This window comes from Bacteroides caccae, from assembly GCF_002222615.2.
Classification (GTDB): Bacteria; Bacteroidota; Bacteroidia; order Bacteroidales; family Bacteroidaceae; genus Bacteroides; species Bacteroides caccae.
This window is the reverse complement of sequence record NZ_CP022412.2, coordinates 1,279,202-1,305,506: the sequence shown is the minus strand read 5'-3', so window position 1 is coordinate 1,305,506 and position 26,305 is coordinate 1,279,202. Positions and strand designations below refer to the sequence as shown.

Sequence of the window (26,305 nt, the reverse complement as noted above, 5' to 3'; positions counted from 1 at the left end):
TTATTTTACATAAGCACACATTTATATTCCTACGGAGTTGTAACAAGCAGTTATTCTTTTTAGTATTATTACAAACCTTCCTATTTATTTTTTATTTTTTATTAACCCCTACATACTGTTACACTCCTTAACAGTATCAACTTGTAAAGCTGTAACTCAAATTTAACCTTATTGTAACACAAAAATAGTGGCACAAAGCTTTGTTAGTTTCGTAAAATAAAATATCTTTGTTTGCTAATTACTTAAATCGAAACGTATGATAACAAACAATTCACAAGAAATATTAACTATTTATTTAAAAACGCTAATGAAAAATCTAACTTTTCTCAAACTGTTCGTTACGACGATGTTTGTAATGGCTACAGCATTATTTGCAGGTTGCGTTGACGATAACGACGACACTGAAGCTCCACGTTTGGAGGTTTCTCCAAAAACGTTAGTATTTGATACCGACGGAACCCCGGTAGAGGGAAGTCAATCTTATTTTGAAATTTCAGCAAACCGCCACTGGACAGCAACTGTACTGGACGATAAAACCTGGGTGACACTTTCCAAAATGGAAGGTGACGGTTCTGACAAAGTTCAGGTGAGTATCCCCGAAGGTATTACAGACGAAGCGAAAGTCCTGATTCAGATTTCTAACAAGGTAGGAGTGCTGATGAAAGAGGAAGTTACGATTAGAAGCGGAAATGTTGTTCCTGCTGTTGTTATTTACAATGAGACATTCGGAACAGGAGATGTTAGTAGTAATCCTGATGTTGCAGATTATAATGATTGGAATAAAACAGGAGAAGGAGTAGTAGATGTTACTTATTTAGGAGAAGGAGTTAGCATCCGCAACACAGGTAAAAGTAACATAGACGCATACGAAGGAGCTTCCGGACCAAATGTTGCTCTTTTCACAAAAACAGGCATCTTCCAAATTAGTAAAATAAGACTTACTACTGACCAAACAAATCTTAAACTGACATTTGGAGGTAATTACTCTTACAAGCCTGAAGGGGGAGAATGGGATAATACTTTTAATATAGAAAAGTTTAAAGTTGCTTTAAGTTCCAATGGAACAGAATGGGTTCCACTTGCATATACCAAGAATAATGGAGATGCTAATAATCCATATTGGATCCTCGCAACTGCCAACTTTACTTTAAAGCAAGGAATCAACAACATATATATTAAGTTTACAGCATCATCAGAAAGTTCTTCTTTCCGTCTTGATGATATCACTCTATCCACCGGCAATGGCGGACAAGAAATTGATTTAGGAAATACTGATCCTGCTGTTTCTACTGCCGAAGCAACTCAAGTAAATGGCACATCTGCAACTCTTGGCGGTTCAGTCGTTAACATGGACGTTGCTTCTGCAACAGAAGTCGGTGTACAATATATAGAATACACCGGAGATGTTACAAATATTGATTGGGCAAATGTAGCTAAGACAAAAGCTCAAGAAAAAGTTTCTCCTTGGGCAGTAGCAGTAACAGGACTCACAAGTGGAAGCCAATATGCAGTTCGTGCATACGCAACAACTTCAACCGGAGATATTTACGGTTCTGTAGAAACCTTCACTGCTAGTGCTCCGGAAGCTATAAGCATTGCAGATCTGGTTACGAAGATAAAAGCAACGACAGAAGCAACTCCTATTGATAATGACTATATAATTCAAGGTATTATCTGTGGCGACCCGGAAGCACAAAACTGCTCATATGGTACATTATACGTAATGACCAAAGGTGCTACTACCGCCGGCAATGCACTTACTCTTTACAATACGACTATCAAGCCTGAGACTTATTCTCTCGGTGATGAGATAAAAGTTACACTGCGCAAAGAGAGTGCGAAAATGCAAGTATATAACAGTGCTCCACAAATCAGTGGCTTCGATGCTGCAGAAGTTGAAAAGATATCTTCCGGCAATAATGTTCAGCCTGTTACTATTACCGTAGATAAACTTCTAGACTTTGCTTGTATGCCTGTAAAAATAGAAAATGTAACTATTGAAACGGCAGGCATTTGGAAAACAGAGGTCGATAAGGCTTCGACTCATACTTTCAAGGCTAACGGAAGTGATTTAACTGTATATATAAATAAAGGTGCAAGTAGCTTTAATAATGTAGCATATATAGCTAAAGAAAACGGTTCACTTACAGGTATAGCTGCTGCCTATAAAACTAGTGCACAACTTCTACCTCGTAATTTGGAAGATGTTAAAGAGTTCGAAGCAACAGGACCGACAATAACGTCAGTAACTCCTACATCATTAAGTTTCCCCGCTGAAGGTGGTACTAAAGAAATTGATGTTACTGTAGCAAATTCAGAGTCTCCAACTTTTAAACTCAGTGGATTAACAGGTGACATAGTATCAGCAACAGTTGAAGGAACAAAAATCACTGTTAAAGCCAACCCTAATCCTAATGCTACTACAAATTCTCAAACTTTGACGATTTCATTAGTTGGTGGAAATGAAGTAGAAGTACCAATCACCGTTGCCGGTAAGCCTTCAGGAAATGAGACTATTATCAGTTTGGATTTAACAAAAGCAGAGAATTACCCCGCTGATTTTCCAACCTCTAAGCTTGTTGATACCAAAACTTATACTTTTGGAAGCTATGAATATACATTTGCAGGTTCATCCGGTAATGGATATTATAGAGCAAAATCTGGTAGCGATTATTACACAATTATTGGACAAAAAGGAGCTTATATAGAATTACCAGCCATTACAGATAAAAAGTTAGTAAAGGTTACTGCAACAACCCGTTCCAATGCTTCTAAAGCTGTAACAGTAGGAATCGCAGATGAATCAAATGTAGATGTGGTAGGTGGAGCAGCTGTTTTATGGAATCAGGAATCAGGAATGGATTACACATATAATTTATCAGAAACGGCTGTTAATACCAAATATAGAATTTATGTCGGGAATGCAAAAAATGCTCAATTCGTTAAGTTAGTACTTATTTACGAATAATTTTTTTCTAATAATATTCTCATGGAAAGGCTAAATAGCCCTTCCATGAGTTTACCCAAATGACTATTAAGTAAAATTCAAATGACATCACCCCCCAAATACTACGCAGCAGCAATAAAGTCCGTATTCTTTACGGTGCTGATACTGTGTGCATTTGCGTGTAGCAATAACGACGACCCGGTATCCCCGACCGAAGACGGAGAAGCATATTGGAAAATATCTTCGACCGTGAAATCAGTTTCCGGATCATCAGCAATCATTCTATCCGGTAAAACCGGTACGGAATGGCACGCAGAAGTGACCGAAGGAACAGAATGGTGTTCTTTCAGTAGTAAAGATTATAATATAACGACCAAAAGTGGACAGATAGCAGATGGACTTAATGTACTATACGTATATTATAAGACCAATTCTGGAAAAACTCAACGAAGAGCACAACTAACGTTGCGTTTTGCAGAGAATGCTCAAAAGACTTTTGATCTGGTACAGCTAGCAGAATCCCAAGAGAATCTGCCGGCGTTTAACTCATGGGCTGAGCTACCTACTAAAGTAGAAAACACTAACTATCAATATGTTACTCACTATGGGCTCTTAAACAATCAAACAATTCGTAACTATTCGATTTGTTTCGATAAAACTAAGAAAGCCGCTTTATGGGTAGCATATCCGATACATGACGCCTACTTAAGAAAGAATGTAGAACGTACCAATCGTTGGGCTTTCGACCCTATTGTTCCTCAAAGTTTCCAGGCAAATTGTGTAGAGCATTCTTATAAAAGTAGTTATGACCGTGGCCATCAGATAGCATCTGCCGACCGTGTGTGTACAGATGAAATGAATGCACAGACATTCTATATGTCGAATATGACACCACAGCTTGGTTCCCTGAACCAACAGATGTGGGCGACTCTTGAGGGTAAAGTCCGCAGTTACAGTTGTAGTGATACATTGTATGTAGTGACCGGAGCTTATTTCGGCCCCGGAGCAACTACAACCACAGACGGCGTAGGTAGTTCCGTACCCGTTCCTACAAACTATTTCAAAGTACTGCTACGCACAAAAAGCGGTTCTACGAATAAAAAGGTGCAGGATTGCTCACCCAACGAATTAATATCTATTGGTTTCTGGGTAGAACAAAAAGGCTATGGAAATTCTATACCGAAAAGTATTTGCACAACAGTAGCTGATATTGAAGAAAAAACAGGTTTTACATTCTTCCCCAAAGTAGATAGTTCTGTGAAGCAACAGAAAGATCTCGCCCAATGGGGAATAAAATGAGATACAAGCTTATGAAGAAACAATTATTTTGCACCATATTCTTTGTACTGCTGATTTCCGTTTGTTTTGGTCAGAAACCATACAAAGTGGTATTCTATAATCTCGAAAACTTCTTCGATACGATCAATGATCCCGAAGTTAAAGATGACGAGTTTACCCCCGAAGGACCAAAAAAATGGAATACAGCCAAGTATAATAAAAAGCTTGGCAATATCGAACGAGTATTGTTCGGTATGGCAGCTATCGACAAAGAGTATCCAATCGTTATCGGGGTATCGGAAGTAGAAAACCGGAACGTACTGGAAGACATTGTAGCTACCCCCAAGCTGGCACCGGGTAATTATCGGATCTCACATTTCGATTCACCCGAAGCCCGTGGAGTAGACGTAGCTTTCCTCTACCGTCCGGATGTATTCAAATTGGAAGGGCAATATCCTGTAAAGACCGTCATTCCTTCATTGCCGGACTTCAAGACTCGCGATATCCTGACTATGTGGGGAACCATAGAAGACGAACCGTTCTTCTTTATGGTAGCTCACTGGCCCTCTCGCCTGGGAGGAAAAGATGTTTCAGAGTTCAAACGTATTGCGGTTGGACGCCAGATGCGCAGCATCGCAGACTCTGTACTGCAGGCCAACCCGGCAACTAAAATAGTGATGATGGGTGACTTCAATGATGATCCGACAGATAAAAGTATAACCGAAGGGTTAGGAGCCAAATTAAAAATGAAAGATTTGTCTGCCGGTGATTTATACGCCCCGTATGCCGATATGCTGAAAGCCGGTTACGGTACATTAGCTTACGGTGATGCGTGGAACATATTTGATAATATTGTTATATCTGAAAATCTTGCCAAAGGATCTACCGGAAAACTGAAAATACAAAAAGCTCCCGGATCAAAATTCTACGGCAATATCTTCAAACAACATTATATGATACAAAAAGAGGGACAATACAAGGGGTATCCACTACGTACCTATGTCGGAAATAATTTCCAAGGTGGATTCAGCGACCATTTCCCTGTATATATCTATATAAGCAAATAAAACTGAAATACTTATGAAAATAAAGAGTTTTCTAATCATGGTATTATCTTTGATTTCGCTGACTGTCGCTGCACAGAACGGCGGAATCAAGGGTAAAGTCGTATCACGTGCCACGCGTACGGCTATTGACGGTGTGAAAGTCACTTTAACACCGGGCAACGTCACAACGACAACTGACGAAAAAGGTAACTTCATATTTGAGAATTTGAATAAAGGTGAATATTCACTGGCTTTTGAAGCGGCAGAATATGAGCCATTGTCCATTGCGGTCCGAGTAGACAAACTGATAAGGGACATTAACAATGTAGTGTTAGTACCCGACAATCAATCTCCTACTGTGGACGATGCTATTTTTGCAGAATTTGATACGGAGACTTTGGACGATGCCCAATCATTGCCTTCATCACTGTCGGCATCCAAAGATGTATTCAACAACATCGCTTCCTACAAATTCAGCGAGATGCGTTTCAACCTTCGCGGATACGACTCACGCTATACTGATGTATACTTGAACGGTATCCTGTTCAATGATGCACTGACCGGATATTCTCCTTGGTCATTATGGAGCGGGTTAAACGACGCTACCCGTAATCAGGAAGTTACTTCAGGATTGAATATGGGAGAAATGGGTATTGGTAGCCTCGGCGGTACAACCAACATCAATACGCGTCCTTCACAAATGCGTAAAGGATTCCGTGCCAGTCTTGTAAATGGCAACTCAACATACCGTTTCCGTGGTATGGTGACGTATGCCTCAGGACTGCAAGATAATGGTTGGTCATACGCCTTCTCCGTTTCAACCCGACAGGGAGGTAACTCTTACGCTCGTGGTGTATATTACAATGCATTCGGATATTTCGCTGCCGTAGAAAAACAATTCAACGACCAACACCGTTTGGCTTTGAGCGTATTAGGTGCTCCGACAGAAAGAGGTACTCAACAAGCTGCCACTCAGGAAGTGTATGATCTAGTCGGAAACAACTATTACAACCCGAACTGGGGTTGGCAAAGCGGTAAACGCCGTAATGCACGTGTACGTAATTATCACGAGCCTATCGCTGTATTGAATTACACTTATGACATCAACGACCGTTCACAACTGAACGTGGCTACTTCCGTACGCTTCGGAGAGAACGGTTATTCGGCACTTACCTGGTATGCCGGTCCCGACCCACGCCCCGACTATTACAGATATTTGCCCAGCTACTCTAACGGGACTACTTACGGTGCCTGGTTAGATGAAGCATGGCGTGCCAATACGGATAATATCCGGCACATTAATTGGGGACAACTGTATGACATCAACCGTAATCAGGAAGAAAATGCAACGTATGGTCCGGGACACCGTTCTATCAATATGATAGAAGAACGCCATACCGACCAGTTGGACTGGAACTTCTATACACAGTTCTCTCATACGTTCCGCAATAATTCCAGAATAAATGGAGGAGTAAATTTACGCCGTAACCGTACGGAGTATTATAGCGAAGTGAAGGACCTGCTCGGTGGCGATTACTGGGTAGACATCGACAAATTTGCCGAACGTGACATGGGCGGATTAAATCCGATTCCTTATCAGAACGACATGGAATATTATGAAAAATACGGTCATGCACGCGCTGCCAAAAAAGGAGATAAATACGGATATGATTATTACGGAAATGTACTCAACGCACGCGCATGGGCTCAGTATGAAATGAGTTTCGGCAAACTGGGTGTCAACCTGGGCGGCGAGATCGGTCATGCTTCTTTATGGCGTCACGGGTTATGGAAGAAAGGTTTGTTCCTGGATGACTCTCAAGGCGACTCTAAGAAACTTAATTATCTGACTTATAAATTAAAAGCCAACTTCAGCTATAAATTCTCGGCAGCGCACTCTATCGAGGCTAATATCATGTATATGCAAGATTCGCCGGAATTTCAGTCCGCATTTGTATCACCGCGTACACGTAACGCCGTTACTCCGGGACTTTCCGCAGAAAAAGTATTCGGTGTAGACGGTTCCTATAATTTCCGTTTAGGAGAACTTAGGGCACGTGTATCCGGCTATTATACCAAGTTTATGAATCAGAACAAGGTTCTTTCTTACTATGACGACGTAGAAGCCACTTTCTCCAACTTTGCGATGAGCGGTATTGACAAACGTCATTTTGGCGTGGAGGTTGCTGCTTCTATTCCGCTCGACGCCGGATTCTACCTGAACGGTGCACTTAGCTGGGGACAATATACATACGATTCGAATCCCAACTACGTTCAGATACAGGATAATAGTGGTGAGATCAAAAACGAAGGTAAGGTATACTGGAAAAACTTCCGCGTAGAAAGTACTCCGCAGAAAGCAATGAATATCGGTTTGTCTTATCGTGGTCCCAAGAATATCTATGCTTCACTGGATTTGAATTATTACAGCAATATGTACATATCCATGAGTCCGCTGTATCGTACAGATGCGGTATTGACTCCGGGTATGACAAAAGAAGATGTTGCAGAACTCCGTAGCCAAGAGAAATTCAACTCTGCCTATGTAGTAAATGCCAGCATTGGTAAGAACTGGTTTATCAAGCGCCAGTACACTCTTGGATTCAGCCTGGAAATGAAGAATCTTCTCAACGACCAGGACATCAAGACCGGTGGTTACGAACAGGTTCGTTTGTTGAAGAACAAAGATACAAGCTACCAGACTTATCAGCCATTTGACTCCAAATATTTCTATATGTTTGGTTCGACTTACTATCTGAATCTTTATTTCCGCTTCTAATCTGTAACGAATAAAAATGAGAACTATGAGCAAATTATTAAAAATATGTATGGTTGTAGCTGCTGTACTCAGTTTTACCGGTTGCTACAATGACTTTGATGATCCTGCACCGGCTAAAGTCTGGACAGAGGCAGATTTCAACAAAGACCAAATCATTACAATCAAACAGTTGAAAGATATATATTATGCCAAATATGCTCCGGGATCAACTGCCGGACTTGGCAAATATGTAGAAATCACAGAGGATTATGTAATCCGTGGTAAAGTAATATCAAGCGACCAGGCCGGGAACGTTTATAAATCTCTTTATATCTATGACGAGACTTCCCAATCCGGCATCGAACTAAAGCTAATGGTCAGCAACTATGTGTATTATCACATGGGACAGACTATTTATGTGAAGACCAAAGGAATGGCTCTCGGCAACTACCGGTATATGATTAGTCTCGGTATGCCGCCTACGGAAGCGGATATTGAGAAAAACTATGCAAACCGCAATCTGGAAAACCAACTGTTGATAAACGAACATATCTGCCCGGGTGCTATGGGAGAACTGACGGAGAATGATGTTTTAGTTATTACTCCAAGCAACTATGAAACAGTACTCAACGACGATGCGCTGGGACGCCTGGTTCGTTTCGAAGGATTAACCTATAAAGAAGGTACATCCGGTAACAACTTCTATCCTTCCTATCTGGAGGCTATTTATGAGAATGGTAAAACCGAGGCTACATACACTAGCAAGTCTTATATATCCGAAGGATTAACACCCACGTATGCATATAGCTATAATAACCAACGTTATTATGGTTCGGCATGGTTCTCTTATGGCGGTACAACCACCGAAGATAAGGGTAACTACATTGTACGTGTAAGCGGATATTCAAACTTCGCCCTACAACCATTGCCCGAAGCCGGTGCAACGGGAGATATAACAGCCATTTATACAAAATACTCTTCCAGTTCAGGCGGTTTCATCACTTACCAGTTACTGGTGAACAGTTTTAATGACATTAATTTCTAAGTATAAGATACACATTAAACCCAAAGGAGGTGTGTCAAAATGCGCACCTTCTTTTTTTTAAGCACAAAGCCCCGACTTTCACAAGCTGGGGCTTTGTTATTACCTAAAGATTTTGTATCTTTAGGCATAAGATTTTCACTATGACAAAGATACATTTTCGTCCTTATAATTCCAACCAAACAGTGCTTTTTCCTCAAAGAATTGACGAGGATATTGCAGAGCATGATCCAGTTCGGATGGTTGACGCTCTGGTTGAGAGCCTGAACCTTGAAAGTTTCAGGAAGTTGTATAAGGAATGCGGCCGCAGCCCTTACCATCCCAGGATGATGCTCAAGGTCATTCTCTATGCCTATATGAACAACGTCTATTCCTGCCGGAAAATTGAAAAGCTCCTTCATCGTGACATCCATTATATCTGGCTTGCCGGATATGAGAAACCTGATTTCATTACCATCAACCGTTTCCGCAACCGGGTGAAAAAGGAAATCAACGAGGTATTTACCCAAACCGTACTCCTTCTCTCTTCCAAAGGCTTCATCAGGCTGAATGTGGAATACATTGACGGGACAAAGATTGAGTCCAAAGCCAATAAGTATACTTTCGTCTGGCGAAAAACGGTTGAGCGGAACTGTGAACGCCTGATGAAGAAGATACATGTCCTGTTAGGGCAGATAGACGATGTCATCGCCCAGGAGAACTCATCGGAAAGCAATGAGGAGATTGAGTTCACTCCGGCCATGCTGACTGAGATGGCTGGAGAATTGCGGAAAGCACTTGAACAGGTTCCTGAGCCCTCCACGAAAGAGGAAAAGACTGCGTTGAAAAAGAAACGCAAACAGCTGAAGGAACTGGAAGAACACAGGGACAAGCTGCAGGAATACGACAACCGTCTGAACACGCTACAGGACAGGAACTCCTATTCCAAAACGGACAAGGACGCTACTTTCATGAGAATGAAGGAGGATGCCATGCGTAACGGCCAGACAAAGCCCGGTTACAACCTCCAGATCGGCACCGAGAACCAGTTCATTACCGATTTTGCACTCTTTCCGAACCCTACGGATACACTGACCATGATACCTTTCCTGCAATCCTTCTCAAGCAGATATGACAGGTTGGCCCATACGGTGGTGGCCGATTCCGGCTACGGTTCTGAGGAGAATTACCGCTTCATGTCAGAAAACGGTATGGCGGGCTACGTCAAATACAACTACTTCCACATGGAACAGCGGCCGAGATTCAAACCGGACCCGTTCAGGGCGGAAAACTTCTACTACAATGAAGAACAAGACTTTTGTATCTGCCCCATGGGACAGAAGATGCAAAGGATAGGGACTAGACATGTGAAAACAGCATCCGGATATGTCAGCGAAAATGCCACGTACAGAGCCATCAGATGTGAAGGCTGTCCGCTAAGATGCCGATGTTTTAAAGCAAAGGGGAACAGAACGATAGAGTTGAATCACAGACTCAGAAAATACAAGCAAAAAGCCAAAGAGTTGCTCTGCTCAGAGGAAGGACTGAAACACAGAGGACAGAGATGCATAGAACCGGAAGCCGTGTTCGGACAAATGAAAAACAATATGAATTACAAACGTTTCCGCCATTTTGGAAAGGATAAGGTCTTCATGGACTTTTCCTTCTTTGCCATTGCCTTCAATATAAAAAAGATGTGTGCAAAAATGACTAAAGAAGGTATGGATTGGCTGATTAGACCGTTTTATGAGCTTACAGTTGCTCTATTTAGATGTTGCGAACACATAAACCAAAGAAATCCTCAAAATATCGCAGCTTAAAGAAAATGAACCGATTTTTATAGTCAATGAAAAAAAAGAAGGCGCATCGTGTATTACGACACACCTTCTTTTTCATTTTATTATTCCGTACTACCGTAAGTATCTTTCTTAAAGATAGAAGAACAGCAACAACACAAAATTACAGGCAATCACTACCCCGAATCCCCCTAAAATCCAAGGACGGAGCTTGCTTCCCTTCCCGGCGAAGAACAAAGCATAGAACATATTCACCATTATATTACTGATGATAGCCTGCATACTGCAAGCAGTAATAATCAGTGCGGCAACGCTACCGGTATTTTGCAACAAGTTCAAGATAAAAGGAGTAATATCACTAAAGCCGGATACAAAAGAAAGCAGATTCAATCCACCTGTACCTGCATAGACTAACGTATAATGAGTCAGCACAGTAAAGATTACAAATAATACGGCAAAGATTAGGGCAACCTTAAATTCCAGCGGGTTACTGCTATCATCGTCTTCCGGTTCGGCATCCGAATCTTTAGGACGTTTCTGCCGGGAATGAATAAACCACCCTACAGCCGCAGCTATCACCGACATAATCAGCAAGTACGGATAAATAGACTGGAAAATCTCCCGGCTAAAAATCAGTATCAGTATCATAAAACGCAGGAACATCATACTGACAGCAAACAGCATGGCGGCAACATAGTCGGTAGCTTCCTGCTCCGACGCTTTCCGACTTTTACGGGCAAGTACCGAGATCGTAGCCGTACTGCTATACAGCCCTCCGATAATGCCGGATACCAAAGTGCCTGACTCATGGAATACATATCTTTTCAGCAGATAAGACAGATACGAGATGCCGGATACCACAACCGTTGCCAGCCAAATGGAATAAGGAGTAAGATTGATATCAGGAATCAGGTTCTTGTTCGGCAACATAGGCAATATGATACCACTGATAGCAAGGAATTTCGCCAGCGTAATCATTTCATCATTCTTCATACGCTGAGCAAATTCGGTAAACGTATGTTTCAGTTCGGTCAAAAGAAGTACCGTCACAATCACCATGACGTAAAACCAGGAAGGTTGAGTGGCTACGATAGGAGCCATGCAATAGGTAATCAACGCAATAATAATGGTAGTAACACCAAAAACATGAAACTGAGACTGCTTGACGTAATAGTTCAGCCCCAACAACACTCCCAACACTGCACCGCCTCCCATAAACAGACGCATATCGGTAGGGTCGAGTATATAGAGCAGATACCCCAAGATTCCGATAAAAGTAAATGTACGGTCGGTCCCGAAAAGGGTAGTTTCACCCTCACGCTTCAAACTGATTCGGCGCTGCGAAAGCCCGATTAGTAAAGAAAACAAGGTCACCAGAACGAAAGTGACCAATTCCCGCGGCAGATAGTTGTACAACTGTTCCATATCCATACATTGCTCTTTTAGAATAGGAACAAATATACGGTTTATTTGTTAACGTTCACCACGTTTTATACGGTTTTTTCATTAGTTGGGAGTTGTAGTAACGCACATCTCCGGTCACTTCCTTACCGATGAAGTCCGGTTTCACAAAAGATTCCTCTTCCGATTCCAGTTCGACTTCCGCCACGACAAGTCCTTCATTCTCACCATAAAACTCGTCAACTTCGAATACATGCTTACCGCTTCGTACCAAGTAACGGGTCTTATCAATGATACCGGGTTCACAAAGTTTCATCAGTTCTTCCGCTTCCTCCAAAGGAAGCTCCTTCTCCCATTCATAACGGCTGGTTCCGGAAGCATTGGAAGCTCCTTTAATGGTAAGATACCCCTTATCGTCACGAATACGGACCCGTACAGTCCTCCCGCGAGCACTGCTGATATACCCTTGTACAATCCGGCTATGCGAGGTTGCCAGAGATTTAAACTCACCGGAGACTAAAAACTTTCGTTCTATTTCTTGTGCCATGGCACAAAAGTAATGAAATTCCTTAAAATCTCGTCATAAACTCAATGACGATTTTATCCCGTTCCGACTCTTTAGGGATACCCGATTTCTTGTAGAAGTACTTCTCGAAGTTCAGACGGAGATCGGCAATAAAAGCCTTGGAGAGACTAAGCGTAATCCCGCCTGTCACACGGTGACGGGCATAGTCATTTATAATCAACGTTCTTGTTGTCTCATCAATCGTACCATTGCTATGGTCCGTCATCATATCATAACGGGCCAGGAAAGATATTTTATTAAAAACCTTCTTCAGCGGCAAGTCATAATTGACAAAGCTGTTAACTGCATGAACATCTTTAAACGCATTATGCCCATACATTTTATACAGGTATTCCGCCTCAATATGGAAACGATTGTTCTGATAATAGATACCGGCATCATACATATTGATTCGTACATCTTCCGGTTTTATCATTTGAGTGCTAAGTGTCACATTCCAGTTCTTGCCGGGCAGTAACTGCGCCTTTATAGAATAATTCAGTGTTTTGTGCCATTCTTTCTGGTTTGTCAAACCGGAACCGTTGAACAGTCCACCTTCCAGAATAAACGGGAAATCTCCTTTATGCCTATAGGCAGAAGTAAGTCCGACATCACGCACATTACCCACCTGCTTGGCAATAAATGAACGGTTAGCGAAATACTGTTGGTGCGGTGAACGGTGTGCATCTATCGTGAAAGGAACACGCATCTGCCCAATTGTAAAATTCAGGTCTTTCACCGGAAAGACACGTGCGTACGCATCAAGCATTTTGATAGAGCCTTCATCGGAAAGGTCGATTTCTGCCTTATAAGCAACCAGCGGATGTACATTTCCCGAAACACTGAAACGGGCATTGCGTACCTCAAAACGGCTTTCGCCTGTTTCTGTCTGATATTCATATTTACCCCGGATCGTTCCGTGGATTTCCGGCAGATAATCCTTTATCTCCATTGTCTGCTTATCCAGTTTCTTGCCATCTCCGGCATCATCCTTGGCCTGTCCAAAGGCTGCTGTCGTTAGTAAAAGTGTAACGACGGTTGTTGTAATTCTACTCATTTCAGTTGTTTGCTACTATATTCGCAGCAAAAGTACAACTGTGAAGATACACCGGAATGACAAACCGGCTACGGAAGAATTACAGAAAAGTTACATTAATATTACAGGGGTTACAAAAGCGTTACAAAACAAGAATTCACCACAGATCACATGATTTTCACCGTCCGGGCAGACCTTCTTTTCGTGCCCCTTGTGCAATCTATGTAATCTGTAGTGAATCAATCAACCGAAAAAGGAGAATGCAACCAACATTACCAATGCCAAAATAATTAATGAGACGAACACTATTTTGACTACCTTTTGGGCTTGTTGTTCTTCCTTCTTACTAATCGCTGTTTTTTTCTTAGCCTTACCCATAATAGTTAGTTTTAAAGTTCAACACTAACAAAGTAAGAACAAATCTTTTAACTTTCCAAAAATAACACTTGCTAATTTTGTTTTTTATGATTCCTGCGAAGAAAACTCCATCAGGTAAGCCTTGATAAAGCCATCGATCTTACCGTCCATTACTCCGTTCACATCCGAAGTCTGATAGTTGGTACGATGATCCTTTACACGGCGGTCATCAAATACATAGCTTCGGATTTGTGACCCCCATTCGATCTTCATCTTACCGGCTTCCACCTTTGCCTGTTCCGCCATACGATGCTGCAATTCCTTATCATACAAGATAGAGCGTAACTGACGCATTGCATTTTCACGGTTCTTCGGCTGGTCGCGGGTTTCGGTATTCTCAATCAGGATTTCCTCTTCTTCGCCCGTATAAGGGTCTTTATACTGATAACGCAAACGGACACCGGATTCTACCTTGTTCACATTCTGACCACCGGCACCACCGCTTCGGAATGTATCCCAGGAAATACGTGCTGTTTCTATATTCACCTCGATACTGTCGTCTACCAGCGGAGTCACAAATACGGAAGCAAAAGAAGTCATACGCTTACCTTGTGCATTGTACGGAGAGACACGAACCAACCGATGCACGCCGTTCTCACCTTTCAGATAACCGTAAGCAAAATCTCCTTCGATATTGATCGTACAAGTTTTGATTCCCGCCTCATCACCTTCCTGAAGGTTGGCAATCGTAGCCTTATAACCATTTGTCTCGGCATAGCGCAGATACATACGCATCAACATGGATGCCCAGTCCTGACTTTCCGTACCACCGGCACCGGAATTGATTTTCAACACACAATCCATCTGGTCGGCTTCGTCACGAAGCATATTCTTGAGTTCAAGTGCTTCCACCGCCTCACTGGCTTTCGCATAAGCGGCATCTACATCTTCCTCTGTCACCAGTTCTTCTTTATAGAAATCAAATGCCAGTTCCAGCTCGTCTGCCAGTGTCTTCACTTCATTATAACCGCTAATCCACTTCTGCAGATCCTTTACCAACTTCATTTGAGCTTCCGCCCGTTTCTGGTCGTCCCAGAATCCCGGAGCTTGTGTCCTTAATTGCTCTTCTTCGACTTGAATTTTCTTCCCGTCGATGTCAAAGATACCTCCTCAGCGCATCTGTGCGCTCTTTCACGTCTTTAAGTTGTTCAATAGTAATCATCTGATTTACAATTTTATTAGTTATATTTTTTCAAATCCGGCGACAAAGATACGAAAAAGCCTGCTTACTCCTCATACATCTTTTCAATCAACTCGCTATAATTCTGCGCTACAACCGCCCGTTTCAATTTCAGCGTGTTGGTCAGTTCGCCACGTTCCATGCTGAATGGTTCGGGAAGCAGAGTGAAGCGCTTGATTTGCTCGTAATGAGCAAACTGCTGTTGCAACGTTTCTATCCGGGCACGGAAAAGACCGACAATCTTCGGATGTTGCAGCAGTTCGGCCATATCTTTATACTCAATGCCTTTCTCCTTAGCATATTCCTTCACGTATCCATACACAGGAACAATAAGGGCAGAAACAAACTTACGCTGATCGGCAATAATAGCAATCTGATCGATATAACGGTCAATCACCAGTTTTGTTTCCAACGCTTGCGGAGCGATATATTTGCCGTTCGATGTTTTGAACAGGTCTTTGATACGTTCCGTCAGGAAAAGCTGTCCATTCTTAAAGTAACCTGCATCCCCCGTGTGGAACCAGCCGTCGGGGTCAATAGCGGCAGCAGTGGCTTCCGTTTTCTTATAATATCCTTTCGTGATCGTCTTACCACGAAGCAGTATTTCATTGTCTTCGCCTATCTTCACTTCAACTCCCGGCAGTACAACACCCACCGAACCGATATCATAGCCCACTGGCAACGTACAGGATACAGTAGCCGTAGATTCCGTCAAGCCGTATCCAACCACCATATTGATGCCTACCGAATGAACAAATTCATTGATCTCATCGGGAACGGCAGCACCGGCAGTCGGGAAAAAGTTTCCATTCTCAATGCCGATCGTCTTCTTCAGTAAAGAATAGATCGTTTTTTCGTAGAACTTATATTTCAGCTGATTCATCACCGGAGGTGTTTTCCCCCGGCGCAGATAATCCAGATTATGGATTCTACCCACTTTGATAGCATCCAGCATCAACGCCTTCTTTAAACCGGTTGTCTCATTGATCTTCTCCTGTACGCCTGCATATACCTTTTCCCAGAAACGGGGAACACTGCACATCAACGTCGGCCGGATCTCCTTGATAGTCGTCTGAATATCTGCCGGACGAAGATTGATACAAATCTGCACGCCTTTATGAATACAAAGGTAACACCACGCTTTCTCGAATACGTGCGTCAGTGGCAGGAAGTTCATGGATACATCCTTATCCGACATTGTCGTCAGGCGGTCGTCATGTGTATGGAACTGTTCCAGATAGCAGGAATGATGCAGCATGACCCCTTTCGGTTCGCCCGTTGTTCCGGACGTATAAAGGATATTCGCCAAATCATCGTAAGAAGCGCGTTCCGTACGTGCTTCCACCGTATCATTATGCGGGAGTCCCTCCCCCATTGCCATAAATTCATCAAAGTAGATAGAAGATACATCCCGAGGGTCTTTCACCACCGAACGGTCAAAGATAATCAGTTGTTGCAGGGAAGAACAGAAACCGAAAATGCTGAAAGCAGCATCATATTGAAACTGTTCCCCCACAAAAAGGTAACGAATCTGCGCATCATTGATGATGTATTGCGCTTGCGCAGGCGAACTGGTCGCATAAAACGGAATGGTAACAGCGCGATTGGCAAATGCACCAAAGTCAACATAGAACCATTCGGGCTTATTCTGTGAAAATATACCGATATTCTCTTGTTCTTCCACTCCCAACGCCACGAAAGCATTAGCTGCTTGTCGTACAGTTCCCGAGAACTGATTCCACGAAATAGGAATCCATTGAGCTGTCTCATAGTCGCGGTATTTTAAGGCTACCTTGTCGCCATATTTTTCGGCCTGACGATGGACCAGGACAGATAAATGATGATAAGTCATACTCTTTGTATTAGTAAATATGGTACAAAGGTATTAGTTTTATTTGAAACTATTGCTCAAAACGACTATCTTTGTGCAAAGATTAAGATATAGATAAAAGATTTGACTATGAAATATGATATTTCCTATATGACAACAGAGGCTGTAAGCCTGCTTAAATCACTGATTAGCATCCCTTCCATCAGCCGGGAAGAAACCCAAGCTGCGGATTTTCTGCAAAACTATATTGAAATGGCAGGTATGCAGACCGGACGCAAGGGAAATAATGTGTGGTGCCTCAGTCCGATGTTCGATTTGAAAAAGCCCACTATCCTGCTTAACTCTCACATTGACACCGTAAAACCTGTCAACGGTTGGAGAAAGGATCCGTTCACTCCCCGCGAAGAAAATGGCAAATTGTACGGGCTGGGCAGCAACGATGCCGGCGCCAGCGTTGTTTCGTTATTACAGGTGTTCCTGCAACTATGTCGCACTTCGCAGAAATACAACCTCATCTATCTTGCCTCGTGCGAAGAAGAAGTTTCAGGTAAGGACGGAATTGAAAGTGTATTGCCGGGACTTCCTCCTGTCTCATTCGCCATAGTGGGCGAACCGACGGAGATGCAGCCCGCCATTGCCGAAAAAGGCTTAATGGTGTTAGACGTCACTGCAACAGGTAAAGCCGGACACGCGGCACGCAATGAGGGAGACAATGCTATCTACAAAGTATTGGATGACATCGCCTGGTTCCGTGACTATCGTTTTGAAAAGGAATCTCCGCTACTAGGTCCGGTGAAGATGAGCGTCACGGTGATTAATGCAGGTACTCAACACAATGTCATTCCCGACAAATGTTCTTTCGTTGTCGACATCCGGAGCAACGAACTTTACTCAAACGAAGAACTGTTTGCGGAAATCAAAAAACATATTTCCTGTGACGCCAAAGCGCGTTCATACCGCCTCAACTCTTCACAAATTGATGAAAAACATCCGTTTGTTCAGAAAGCAGTAAAGCTTGGCCGTGTTCCTTTCGGTTCTCCAACTCTGTCCGATCAGGCATTAATGTCCTTCCCTTCGGTAAAGATCGGTCCGGGACGCTCTTCACGTTCGCATACAGCAGAGGAATATATCATGCTGAAAGAGATCGAAGAAGCTGTCGGAATTTATCTGGAGTTATTGGATGGGCTTCTGATTTAGTTACATCAATGTATATACAAATTACTTTCTATAAAAATATCCTATCGGGCGTATTCAATCTCGCATATAAAGAAGAAAAAAGCGAACGTTTCTTGCACAAACGTGTTCCATGTTATTAATAAACTTTTGAGGGGTTTATTAATAACGGTATCTAAGTTTATTATAAACTCTCAAATCCAAGACAAAGGTTATTCCTGTGATTTTTAACAACAAAAAAGGCTGCAAACCCTACAAAGATTCGCAGCCTTTAGTTTATACCAAGGTTCTTACAGCTTAACTACTGTAAGGAGTTTCCATTCCACTGTTGCAATATTGCACTATTTTCTTTTCCATTCTTCTTTAGTTCCGTTCTTTACTCATCACTATTCTCCTACAAATATACAAAATAAAAAGAGCTTTTCCAAAAGTATCCGGCCCAATAAAAGAACAGCGGACAATTATTATGCCGATTGTGTTTACCGTAAAAGCAGGATATATTTAGTCCATTATCAGTCATTGCGATTTCAATACTAGTTATCTTGAACTAGAAATAGACTTTTTTATTTTTCTTCCCGGAAGAAGCTTGATAATCTTTCACTCTTATATTAAAATATGATTTAGCCTTTCCATCATCATTAGAAGGCAATAGTTCCTTATCCTTTGCATGTGGCAATTCAAGGATATCAATTTCCTTCACACTTTTCTTCAATTTTGGGAATAAAAGACTGATATAAATGTATTTATGATTAAATCCTTCAACGGTTAACAGCCTATCCATAGATGCTCCGCCATCATATCCTCTCACATTATATTCATCGCCACTTTCTTTATCTATAATCTTGAATCCCGGACTATAATACAGCCATTGTGAATCCCAATAAACAGGTTGCACGAATGTCACTTTTGTATCCTTTTTTCTTCTTTCAATCGAATATAATGAAGGAGTTGTAGACATTCCGTTCTCATAAACTTTTCCAGGAACTACAGCGATACTGTCTTTCGGAAGCAAATAAGCTTGTGCACACAACTCTCTATCACGTTTCTTTTTTTGCTCATATTCTTTCATTGCTTGTTCGTGCTCAACCATTTGTTTATCCATTCCCGGTCTCACCTCTCTAAACATCTCTGTTTGGAGTTCCTGTACCAACAATGGCATTGCTTCACGCATCACAGCCAATGAACTTTCTTTATATTTCCTGCCGACAGGAGATTCATAAAACGCGGCAATTGCTTTCAAATCTTCCAATGTCAAATGTTTCTTATAAGCAGGCATACACAGTTCAATCACCCTATTTTCTATTTTTTCTTTCCAGTCTTTAGCAAAATCATTCCAGTAGGCATCATCTTTTCCCGGTGCATTAAGTTTCATCACAGAAAGCATTTTCGGATAAAGATCGTCCGTAGCAGCCGAAGCACCGGAAAGCTTCATCATCTTCTTTAATGTCTCTTCATATTCATCTGTCGCATTCGTGGTTTGTGCAAAGACCGGAAAAGTTAGAGTAAGCAGTGTAATTACACACACAATTACTCGGGAAGGAAATAAGTTTTTCATAAGCATCAAATTTTCTTTATTAAACAAATGTTCTAAACATATTATCATATTTTCTATTCTTAGTCCAGTCGTACCATAAGTTTCTTTAGAATCATACCACCAGAATAATTAAATACGCTTCATATTTCATTAGTATGCAATTTTAATAACCAACAATATCCGCCAAACGATCCTAAAAAGAATATTTCTTATAAAGATATGCACTATTTAATTATTACGCAAGGAAATGTTATATAGTTTCCATTAATTTCTCCTGTTATTACAACATATAGATAAACCTCTGCTGTCCGTTATCATCTAAAATGAAATAACTTATAAAGAGGCAGGAACCGGGAAGGACACATCATAGACGCATTATCATAATACCTCTCCGCCAACTCATACTTATCCAATTCCTGATAGTTCTCACCAATCATAAGTTCCAAGTCATAGTCCGCCCAATACTTACGACATTGCAGTGCTACTGTCAAACTCTCCTCATATTGTTTATTTTCCAAAAGTATGGCTGCATAGTTATAAAGAAAATAAGGATTATTTTCAAACTTCTTCTCTAACTCTGCATAAGCCGGAAGAGTTTTGCCGGATGCCCCACAAAATGCAAGCCTGGATGTATTTCCCCATTCCTTTTCTGCCATTACACGTTTCACTAAATTATAGATCCCCCAAAATGAACAAAGAATACGAGTTACCTTTTGAGCATGACAAACACCTACAAAAAGGAATGACAAAAGAATAAAATATAATTTCATATTTCAAAGGTTTTATAGTATGTAATGTAGCTGAATGAAACGATATGTAACTCAGCTACAAAAACAAATTATTCTAAAAGATCATCTTTGTATTTTACAAACGCTTCTATCACCTTTTGACCAAAAACGATCAAAATCAATCATCAACCACTTCTATCAAATTCTCATCCTCCAATATTTTTTTCAACCGATAATAAAGATTTAATTTATGTTCTAAATCTTTCGATTCATCTACACTATCTGATTGTTCTTCCATTAAGCAACAGTGTTTATCTTCCGCAACAGGAGTTGAGGCTTCATCAAACTCTGCAATTTCCACTTCTACTACATCTCCTATGTCCAACATACCTCCGTTCCATACCAAATGTATTTCTTCAGGCATTTTTAAACCACTAAGAGTCCAAGTCAGACCACTATGCCAAGTAATATTAGCAACGATCCCTACTCCACACTGAGGAATGCCCGCCTTGCATGTTTTATCTTTAGATTTTACAATAAGTCCTTTCATACAAATTATATAAGCCCTTTTACTTTAAGTTCAACTTTTAGTTGTTCATATTTTATTTTCATTTTATCTTTATCATAGATTACTTTCATAGGAGGAGACACTTTTGATATTTCAACTACTTTTATTACAACCTTATCGCCTATTTTTAAGTTCTCATCGACCCAAACAAGCCTGCTCAAAGTGTCTGTCCCTCCTATATAAATGTTATCGTCAAATGAATAGTTACAGTTCACCATTACAAACGCTACATCATAGGATGTAATAATCACAGGCTCCCGGTTATTAATTCTTATTTCAAATCCTATCATAATTTTTTTTAGTGAGGACGAGGACAATCCCATATTCCTCCTTGGGCTAAACAGTATTCATAACAGCGCCTACATTCGGAATACCCCCAACCACCAGAATTTAGTCCACTATGTTCTTTCCCCTCCATACATTCATTATATTTTCTATTACAATAACTTGTATTACTACTTTGCTGACTCGCACATACCACGATTCAAATCCATTTTACACTTCAAAACTTGATTCAACAAATGGATAACATTATATTTAGGAATTTTAAAGCGGTTAGGATAATGATAATTAGTTATTTTCATATCAGAAATCGCCTCGGTTGTATATAAAAAAGTTTCTTTAGTTGCTCTAGGAATTAAATCAATGAGTGTCCCAGTATCTGAAAACACACATGTCAAAGGTAGTGATAGAGGACAAAGCCATTTCATATACCAAGCATTTGAAGAAACGTTAACATCTGCAATATTATAAATAGCTTTGCTTGTATCTACAAAACCTTTATTCTTCAAGTTTAGACAATACCTTCGAGACAACTCTTGAGTAGAATCTACTAAGACTATACAAAATGCCTTTTCATTTTTATATGCAATAGAGCAAATGTCTTCAAACGACTGATTACTATATATCTTGTATATATGCTCATTGCAATTAAATAAAAGCAAGCAAATAATTATAGTAAATAAAAAAAATAGAAACGATTCTTCAAGTCTTTTTCTCATATTCAGAGGTGTATCAAAGTTTTGTCAAAGATAAACTGAAAATAAATCTTATACAAGTAAGTGTTACATCCCTTTCAATACTATACCATTAATTTTCAATCACTTATAATCACAGAAAAGATTAGATAACCCTATATTGTAACATTACAAATATGCATTAAATCAAGACCTAACTAGATAAACTATTTTTTATGCAAATATTATCTTTAAAACAAAACTATTTTTCGTTACTTTGTACCCACAACAAACTAACTCGAACGGATATGATTAACTCAAAGAAAAAAATTAGCCTCCATGTAACAGCCATTATCTGTGTTGTACTTGCAACAACTTTTTTCAATAGTTGTAATTCGAATGATTATAATGATGAGCAAATGTATGATACAAAACTCCTTATTGATACCATAGCAACTTCTGATGAATTTGGGGAATTTGAAAGGAACAGTGAACTTCTATCAGATAAGTTTCAAGCTTACACTTCAACCTTGAGCGCAGAAGAGTATAACAAACTCATGGAAAATTTAAACGATGATGATTATATGGAAGAGTTTATCGGAAAAGCAAATTTAGAAAAAGAACTCCAACAGATGAATGAAGCCAAGGAAAACTTACTTTTGCACACTGGGTTCTCCAGACTAAGCGAGGATGAACGTATGTTACTATTCATGCAGTATGCTGAAAGTCGTGAATTTACAGGAAAAACACTTATAAAGACACGAACAGAAGGTAATGCTAATAGTTGCGAAACAAATAAACAGATAGCGTATGCACAAGCAAAAGCAGATTATGATAATGCTATCATAAAATGTAGACAAGAGTCTTCTACAAATTATTGTTATACACAAGCATTAGCTAAGTATGAAAGAAACAAAGATATAGCAGACGCAGACTATAAAACATGTATAAGAAAATAATTATATATATAGTTCTAAATAATGTAATGTGGCTTATCAGTATTGCAATGTGTTATCTTCATCGCTTTATTGATAACCTCAACTACACATTTCAAGATTTCCTAATTATCTTCTTTGAACTTCTCGCACGTATAACACTTGTAATAGGAGCAATCAGTATATTCCCACAAGAACCATACTCTAATAAAAGAGTGTGGTTCTATTATATCATCATGGGTGGGAGTTTGACTATTATTGACACATTTATACGATTGGCAGGTACTTTACAAAAGTTATTATTTTAATTCCTTTTGAAGAAAACGTCCAAATCAATCATCAACCACTTCTATCAAATTCTCATCCTCCAACATTTTTTTCAACTGATAATAAAGTTCTAAATCTTTTGAATAATCCTCTACTCTCTCCGACATCTTTTCTATCAGAGAACTGTGTTTTTCTTCTGAAACAGGTGTTGAAGCCTCATCAAATTCGGCTACTTCCACTTCTATTACATCTCCCACCTCTAATATGCTGCCATTCCATATAAAGTGTACTTCTTCAGGCATTTTCAAACCTCCAACACTCCAATATGCGCCACTATGCCAAGTAATGTCAGCGGTGAAAAGTGTCCCGCAGTGAGGAATACCAGCTTTGCATACTATATCTTTATATTTTACAATAATTCCTTTCATCCTATATAAGTCCTTTCTCTTGAAGTTTAATTTTGAGTTGTTCATACTGTTGTATCATCCATTCCCTGTCACATTTCGTCTTTTTACATGGTGACACCTCATCTCTTTCAATAACTTTTATTATTATCTTATCACCAATCTCCGGCTTACCTTTAAGCCAAGTAAGATCGTTAGAACAATCACGACCGATCAAACTAATAGTAGAACCCAAAGGATAACCATACCCGAGTATTACAGATACAACATGATCTGAAGCCATTATTATAGGCTTCTCATCGTTAATATATATTTCAAATCCTATCATAACCTACTATTTTGTATATATGCTCATTACGATTAAATAAAAACAAGCAACTAATTATAGCTAATAAAGAAAAAAAAAACGATTCTTCAAATCTTTTTCTCATATTCAGATAGTTATTAAAGTTTTGTCAAAGATAAACTGAAAATAAATCTTATACAAGTAAATGTTACATTCTCTCAGCACTACACCTTTTATTTTCAAGCACTTAGAATCATAAAAAGATTAGATAATTTTATATTGTAACATTACAAATATGCATTAAATCAAGCCCTAACTAGATAAACTATTTTTTATGCAAATATTATCTTCTTTGAACTTCTCGCACGTATAACACTTGTAATAGGAGCAATAAGGATATTTCCACAAGAACCATACTCTAATAAAAGAATGTGATTCTATTACATCATCATGGGTGGGAGTTTGACTATTATTGACACATTTATACGATTGGCAGGTACTTTACAAAAGTTATTATTTTAATTCCTTTTGAAGAAAAACGTCCAAATCCTTGTCGTCAAGCCCTAAACGCTTTCGAGCACGAGACCTCATCGTACGATAAGTCCCATCAGTAATACAAAATATGGATAATATTTCCTCTTTTTTCTTATACATCCGAATCAACACACATAATACAATATCTCGCGGTGGAAGTTGGAAATCCTGCTTCTTAAGCCAATTAAAGAACTCAGGATCAACAATTTGGCATCCTTTCACCAGCAAAAGATAGTCTTTGGCCGAGAATTGAGCAATAGATTGATTCTCTACGAGCTTACGCAAGAAAGAAATTCCTTTCTGTTCTGGTGGAGGAGAATCTAGCAATTGCTGTATTTTTTGAGCTTGAAGAATAGCCTGCCGACGTTCGTCCGCCAATTTATGATACAGTGTAATAGAGACTTTTATTGTAGCGGCTACCATTATACCAATAACGGCTAACACAGGAATAGTATACTCAGATAATACCGGTGCTATTTCCATATGGATTTCTCTCGGCATAATCATATAAATTTCATCTGCTGTAATCAAAATAAAAGCTGCAATGAACTGCCAATCTATCACCTCAGAAATGCCAAAGGGTTCTCCCTTCTCATGAAATGTCCACAGTAATGCCCCCACAAAGAGAGTCAACCACATCAATAGATGCATAGAAGATGAGAATGCATCAACATACATTCCAGGAAAAAATGCCTGAAATATATAAGCTGCCAACAGAATCAAACAACAAAGCAAACCTCCTGACAGTAACTGTTTAAAAGAATAAGTCGAAAATTTCATTACTTACTTTATCTTGTGCTCTTGAATTACAAATATAGCGAAAAGAATATTCACATAGTCAATCATCATCAATATTCTTCTTCACAAGATAAAAAAGATGTATTATCAAACGAGATAATTGCACCTTCATCGTTTTTAAAGCATGTTACACATTAGGTTATCCCTCGCTTTCTTTTATCGAACAGCTTTACAGAAACAATCTTCCAAATGATCATTCACAAAACCGGCAGCCTGCAAAAAAGCATAACAAATAGTTGATCCAAAAAACTTGAAGCCTCGCTTTCTCATGTCTTTGCTCATAGCGTCCGATTCGGGAGATGTAGCCGGAACCTGACTTAAAGTTTTAAAATTATTGACAACAGCCCGTTGTTTGGGGAAGAATGATAAGGTGTATTTGTAGAAACTACCGTACTCTTTCTGAATAGCTATAAATAGTTTTGCATTATTGATTGTACTATTGATCTTCAACCGATTTTTGACGATTCCATCATATTGCATTAACCGTTCGATATCTTCCTGTGTCATTTGTGCTACTTTCTCCACATCAAAATGATGAAAGGCTTCCCGGTATCCTTCACGCTTTCGAAGGATAGTAATCCAGGATAGTCCTGCCTGAGCACTTTCGAGTACCAAGAACTCAAATAGAGTTCTGTCATCAGTAACGGGTTGGCCCCATTCTTCGTCATGGTATTTTATGTATAATTCATCTGTTCCGGCCCAGCCGCAACGTGCATTTATCAGATCTTCCATACTCTTTTATATTATTATTAAGCAGTCAACATCTAAAACATCAGATATTGACTGCTCACATTTAACGGGATTATTTCTGTTATTACAAATACCCCTATAACGAAACGCTTGGAA

23 protein-coding genes are annotated in these 26,305 nt (G+C 40.0%); 8 read left to right on the top strand and 15 right to left on the bottom strand.

The window, feature by feature from the left end; translation table 11 throughout:
- The first annotated feature begins 256 nt into the window (after positions 1-256).
- The 6 genes from CGC64_RS05055 (at position 257) to CGC64_RS05030 (ending at position 10,870) form a co-directional block, all read left to right on the top strand.
- On the top strand, positions 257-2,968 hold the full coding sequence (locus CGC64_RS05055; RefSeq protein ID WP_005679325.1) for a DUF5689 domain-containing protein: 2,712 nt from the start codon (positions 257-259) through the stop codon (positions 2,966-2,968).
- Positions 2,969-3,049: 81 nt separating this feature from the next.
- Positions 3,050-4,246: a DNA/RNA non-specific endonuclease gene (locus CGC64_RS05050; RefSeq protein ID WP_005679324.1), complete on the top strand. Its 1,197-nt coding sequence runs from the start codon at positions 3,050-3,052 to the stop codon at positions 4,244-4,246.
- Between the two features lie 11 nt (positions 4,247-4,257).
- Positions 4,258-5,292, top strand: coding sequence for an endonuclease/exonuclease/phosphatase family protein (locus CGC64_RS05045; protein ID WP_005682257.1), 1,035 nt, complete (start codon positions 4,258-4,260; stop codon positions 5,290-5,292).
- A 13-nt stretch (positions 5,293-5,305) separates the two neighbouring features.
- A complete protein-coding gene (locus CGC64_RS05040) occupies positions 5,306-8,050 on the top strand; it encodes a carboxypeptidase-like regulatory domain-containing protein (RefSeq protein ID WP_005679322.1) in 2,745 nt (914 codons plus the stop codon).
- A 25-nt stretch (positions 8,051-8,075) separates the two neighbouring features.
- Positions 8,076-9,074 (top strand): DUF5689 domain-containing protein, encoded by a 999-nt coding sequence (locus tag CGC64_RS05035; RefSeq protein ID WP_032855523.1) that lies wholly within the window; start codon positions 8,076-8,078, stop codon positions 9,072-9,074.
- Between the two features lie 140 nt (positions 9,075-9,214).
- Entirely contained in the window at positions 9,215-10,870 is a 1,656-nt protein-coding gene (locus CGC64_RS05030; RefSeq protein WP_005682003.1) for an IS1182 family transposase, read from the top strand.
- Between the two features lie 108 nt (positions 10,871-10,978).
- On the opposite strand, the gene CGC64_RS05025 is transcribed toward CGC64_RS05030, so the two are convergent.
- From CGC64_RS05025 to CGC64_RS05005, 6 genes are all read right to left on the bottom strand, one after another.
- Positions 10,979-12,271: an MgtC/SapB family protein gene (locus CGC64_RS05025; RefSeq protein ID WP_032855522.1), complete on the bottom strand. Its 1,293-nt coding sequence runs from the start codon at positions 12,269-12,271 to the stop codon at positions 10,979-10,981.
- A gap of 55 nt (positions 12,272-12,326) precedes the next feature.
- A complete protein-coding gene (locus tag CGC64_RS05020; RefSeq protein ID WP_005679318.1) occupies positions 12,327-12,794 on the bottom strand; it encodes a CYTH domain-containing protein in 468 nt (155 codons plus the stop codon).
- A gap of 22 nt (positions 12,795-12,816) precedes the next feature.
- Positions 12,817-13,869, bottom strand: a complete 1,053-nt coding sequence (locus CGC64_RS05015) for a porin (RefSeq protein WP_005679317.1) — start codon at positions 13,867-13,869, stop codon at positions 12,817-12,819.
- 222 nt (positions 13,870-14,091) lie between these two features.
- Entirely contained in the window at positions 14,092-14,226 is a 135-nt protein-coding gene (locus CGC64_RS19230) for a hypothetical protein (RefSeq protein ID WP_005679316.1), read from the bottom strand.
- A gap of 84 nt (positions 14,227-14,310) precedes the next feature.
- Positions 14,311-15,427 (bottom strand): peptide chain release factor 2 gene (prfB, locus tag CGC64_RS05010; protein WP_122118086.1). Its coding sequence is split into 2 segments (ribosomal slippage): positions 14,311-15,363 and positions 15,365-15,427, totalling 1,116 coding nucleotides; the frame shifts between segments, so codons are not numbered across the junction.
- Positions 15,428-15,491: 64 nt separating this feature from the next.
- Positions 15,492-17,297 (bottom strand): AMP-dependent synthetase/ligase, encoded by a 1,806-nt coding sequence (locus CGC64_RS05005; protein WP_005679312.1) that lies wholly within the window; start codon positions 17,295-17,297, stop codon positions 15,492-15,494.
- 108 nt (positions 17,298-17,405) lie between these two features.
- Between CGC64_RS05005 and CGC64_RS05000 the strand changes: the two genes are divergently transcribed.
- The gene (locus CGC64_RS05000) at positions 17,406-18,473 is read left to right on the top strand and encodes a M20 family metallo-hydrolase (protein WP_005679311.1); all 1,068 of its coding nucleotides are present in this window, start codon (positions 17,406-17,408) and stop codon (positions 18,471-18,473) included.
- A 523-nt stretch (positions 18,474-18,996) separates the two neighbouring features.
- On the opposite strand, the gene CGC64_RS04995 is transcribed toward CGC64_RS05000, so the two are convergent.
- The 5 genes from CGC64_RS04995 to CGC64_RS04970 form a co-directional block, all read right to left on the bottom strand.
- On the bottom strand, positions 18,997-20,004 hold the full coding sequence (locus CGC64_RS04995) for a DUF2059 domain-containing protein (RefSeq protein ID WP_032855520.1): 1,008 nt from the start codon (positions 20,002-20,004) through the stop codon (positions 18,997-18,999).
- A 293-nt stretch (positions 20,005-20,297) separates the two neighbouring features.
- Positions 20,298-20,753 (bottom strand): tetratricopeptide repeat protein, encoded by a 456-nt coding sequence (locus CGC64_RS04990; RefSeq protein ID WP_005679309.1) that lies wholly within the window; start codon positions 20,751-20,753, stop codon positions 20,298-20,300.
- Between the two features lie 136 nt (positions 20,754-20,889).
- On the bottom strand, positions 20,890-21,261 hold the full coding sequence (locus tag CGC64_RS04985) for a hypothetical protein (protein WP_005679308.1): 372 nt from the start codon (positions 21,259-21,261) through the stop codon (positions 20,890-20,892).
- A 5-nt stretch (positions 21,262-21,266) separates the two neighbouring features.
- The gene (locus CGC64_RS04980; protein WP_005679307.1) at positions 21,267-21,569 is read right to left on the bottom strand and encodes a hypothetical protein; all 303 of its coding nucleotides are present in this window, start codon (positions 21,567-21,569) and stop codon (positions 21,267-21,269) included.
- Between the two features lie 165 nt (positions 21,570-21,734).
- On the bottom strand, positions 21,735-22,280 hold the full coding sequence (locus tag CGC64_RS04970; protein WP_005679306.1) for a hypothetical protein: 546 nt from the start codon (positions 22,278-22,280) through the stop codon (positions 21,735-21,737).
- 263 nt (positions 22,281-22,543) lie between these two features.
- On the opposite strand from CGC64_RS04970, the gene CGC64_RS04965 reads away from it, so the two are divergent.
- Positions 22,544-23,194, top strand: coding sequence for a hypothetical protein (locus tag CGC64_RS04965; protein ID WP_005679304.1), 651 nt, complete (start codon positions 22,544-22,546; stop codon positions 23,192-23,194).
- Between the two features lie 308 nt (positions 23,195-23,502).
- Here the strand turns inward: CGC64_RS04965 and CGC64_RS04955 are convergent, their stop codons facing one another.
- The 4 genes from CGC64_RS04955 to CGC64_RS04935 form a co-directional block, all read right to left on the bottom strand.
- Positions 23,503-23,865, bottom strand: a complete 363-nt coding sequence (locus tag CGC64_RS04955; protein WP_005679302.1) for a hypothetical protein — start codon at positions 23,863-23,865, stop codon at positions 23,503-23,505.
- 1 nt (position 23,866) lies between these two features.
- Positions 23,867-24,169, bottom strand: a complete 303-nt coding sequence (locus CGC64_RS04950; protein ID WP_005679300.1) for a hypothetical protein — start codon at positions 24,167-24,169, stop codon at positions 23,867-23,869.
- Positions 24,170-24,640: 471 nt separating this feature from the next.
- The gene (locus tag CGC64_RS04940; RefSeq protein WP_005679299.1) at positions 24,641-25,441 is read right to left on the bottom strand and encodes a hypothetical protein; all 801 of its coding nucleotides are present in this window, start codon (positions 25,439-25,441) and stop codon (positions 24,641-24,643) included.
- A 174-nt stretch (positions 25,442-25,615) separates the two neighbouring features.
- A complete protein-coding gene (locus CGC64_RS04935; RefSeq protein WP_005679298.1) occupies positions 25,616-26,191 on the bottom strand; it encodes a DNA-3-methyladenine glycosylase I in 576 nt (191 codons plus the stop codon).
- Positions 26,192-26,305 lie beyond the last annotated feature (114 nt).

What these genes read in the sequence shown, in the direction of transcription:
- CGC64_RS05055 (WP_005679325.1), top strand. Translation starts at nt 257, where the DNA reads ATGATAACAAACAATTCACAAGAAATATTAACTATTTATTTAAAAACG.
- CGC64_RS05050 (WP_005679324.1), top strand. Translation starts at nt 3,050, where the DNA reads ATGACATCACCCCCCAAATACTACGCAGCAGCAATAAAGTCCGTATTC.
- CGC64_RS05045 (WP_005682257.1), top strand. Translation starts at nt 4,258, where the DNA reads ATGAAGAAACAATTATTTTGCACCATATTCTTTGTACTGCTGATTTCC.
- CGC64_RS05040 (WP_005679322.1), top strand. Translation starts at nt 5,306, where the DNA reads ATGAAAATAAAGAGTTTTCTAATCATGGTATTATCTTTGATTTCGCTG.
- CGC64_RS05035 (WP_032855523.1), top strand. Translation starts at nt 8,076, where the DNA reads ATGAGCAAATTATTAAAAATATGTATGGTTGTAGCTGCTGTACTCAGT.
- CGC64_RS05030 (WP_005682003.1), top strand. Translation starts at nt 9,215, where the DNA reads ATGACAAAGATACATTTTCGTCCTTATAATTCCAACCAAACAGTGCTT.
- CGC64_RS05025 (WP_032855522.1), bottom strand. Translation starts at nt 12,271, where the DNA reads ATGGAACAGTTGTACAACTATCTGCCGCGGGAATTGGTCACTTTCGTT.
- CGC64_RS05020 (WP_005679318.1), bottom strand. Translation starts at nt 12,794, where the DNA reads ATGGCACAAGAAATAGAACGAAAGTTTTTAGTCTCCGGTGAGTTTAAA.
- CGC64_RS05015 (WP_005679317.1), bottom strand. Translation starts at nt 13,869, where the DNA reads ATGAGTAGAATTACAACAACCGTCGTTACACTTTTACTAACGACAGCA.
- CGC64_RS19230 (WP_005679316.1), bottom strand. Translation starts at nt 14,226, where the DNA reads ATGGGTAAGGCTAAGAAAAAAACAGCGATTAGTAAGAAGGAAGAACAA.
- CGC64_RS05005 (WP_005679312.1), bottom strand. Translation starts at nt 17,297, where the DNA reads ATGACTTATCATCATTTATCTGTCCTGGTCCATCGTCAGGCCGAAAAA.
- CGC64_RS05000 (WP_005679311.1), top strand. Translation starts at nt 17,406, where the DNA reads ATGAAATATGATATTTCCTATATGACAACAGAGGCTGTAAGCCTGCTT.
- CGC64_RS04995 (WP_032855520.1), bottom strand. Translation starts at nt 20,004, where the DNA reads ATGAAAAACTTATTTCCTTCCCGAGTAATTGTGTGTGTAATTACACTG.
- CGC64_RS04990 (WP_005679309.1), bottom strand. Translation starts at nt 20,753, where the DNA reads ATGAAATTATATTTTATTCTTTTGTCATTCCTTTTTGTAGGTGTTTGT.
- CGC64_RS04985 (WP_005679308.1), bottom strand. Translation starts at nt 21,261, where the DNA reads ATGAAAGGACTTATTGTAAAATCTAAAGATAAAACATGCAAGGCGGGC.
- CGC64_RS04980 (WP_005679307.1), bottom strand. Translation starts at nt 21,569, where the DNA reads ATGATAGGATTTGAAATAAGAATTAATAACCGGGAGCCTGTGATTATT.
- CGC64_RS04970 (WP_005679306.1), bottom strand. Translation starts at nt 22,280, where the DNA reads ATGAGAAAAAGACTTGAAGAATCGTTTCTATTTTTTTTATTTACTATA.
- CGC64_RS04965 (WP_005679304.1), top strand. Translation starts at nt 22,544, where the DNA reads ATGATTAACTCAAAGAAAAAAATTAGCCTCCATGTAACAGCCATTATC.
- CGC64_RS04955 (WP_005679302.1), bottom strand. Translation starts at nt 23,865, where the DNA reads ATGAAAGGAATTATTGTAAAATATAAAGATATAGTATGCAAAGCTGGT.
- CGC64_RS04950 (WP_005679300.1), bottom strand. Translation starts at nt 24,169, where the DNA reads ATGATAGGATTTGAAATATATATTAACGATGAGAAGCCTATAATAATG.
- CGC64_RS04940 (WP_005679299.1), bottom strand. Translation starts at nt 25,441, where the DNA reads ATGAAATTTTCGACTTATTCTTTTAAACAGTTACTGTCAGGAGGTTTG.
- CGC64_RS04935 (WP_005679298.1), bottom strand. Translation starts at nt 26,191, where the DNA reads ATGGAAGATCTGATAAATGCACGTTGCGGCTGGGCCGGAACAGATGAA.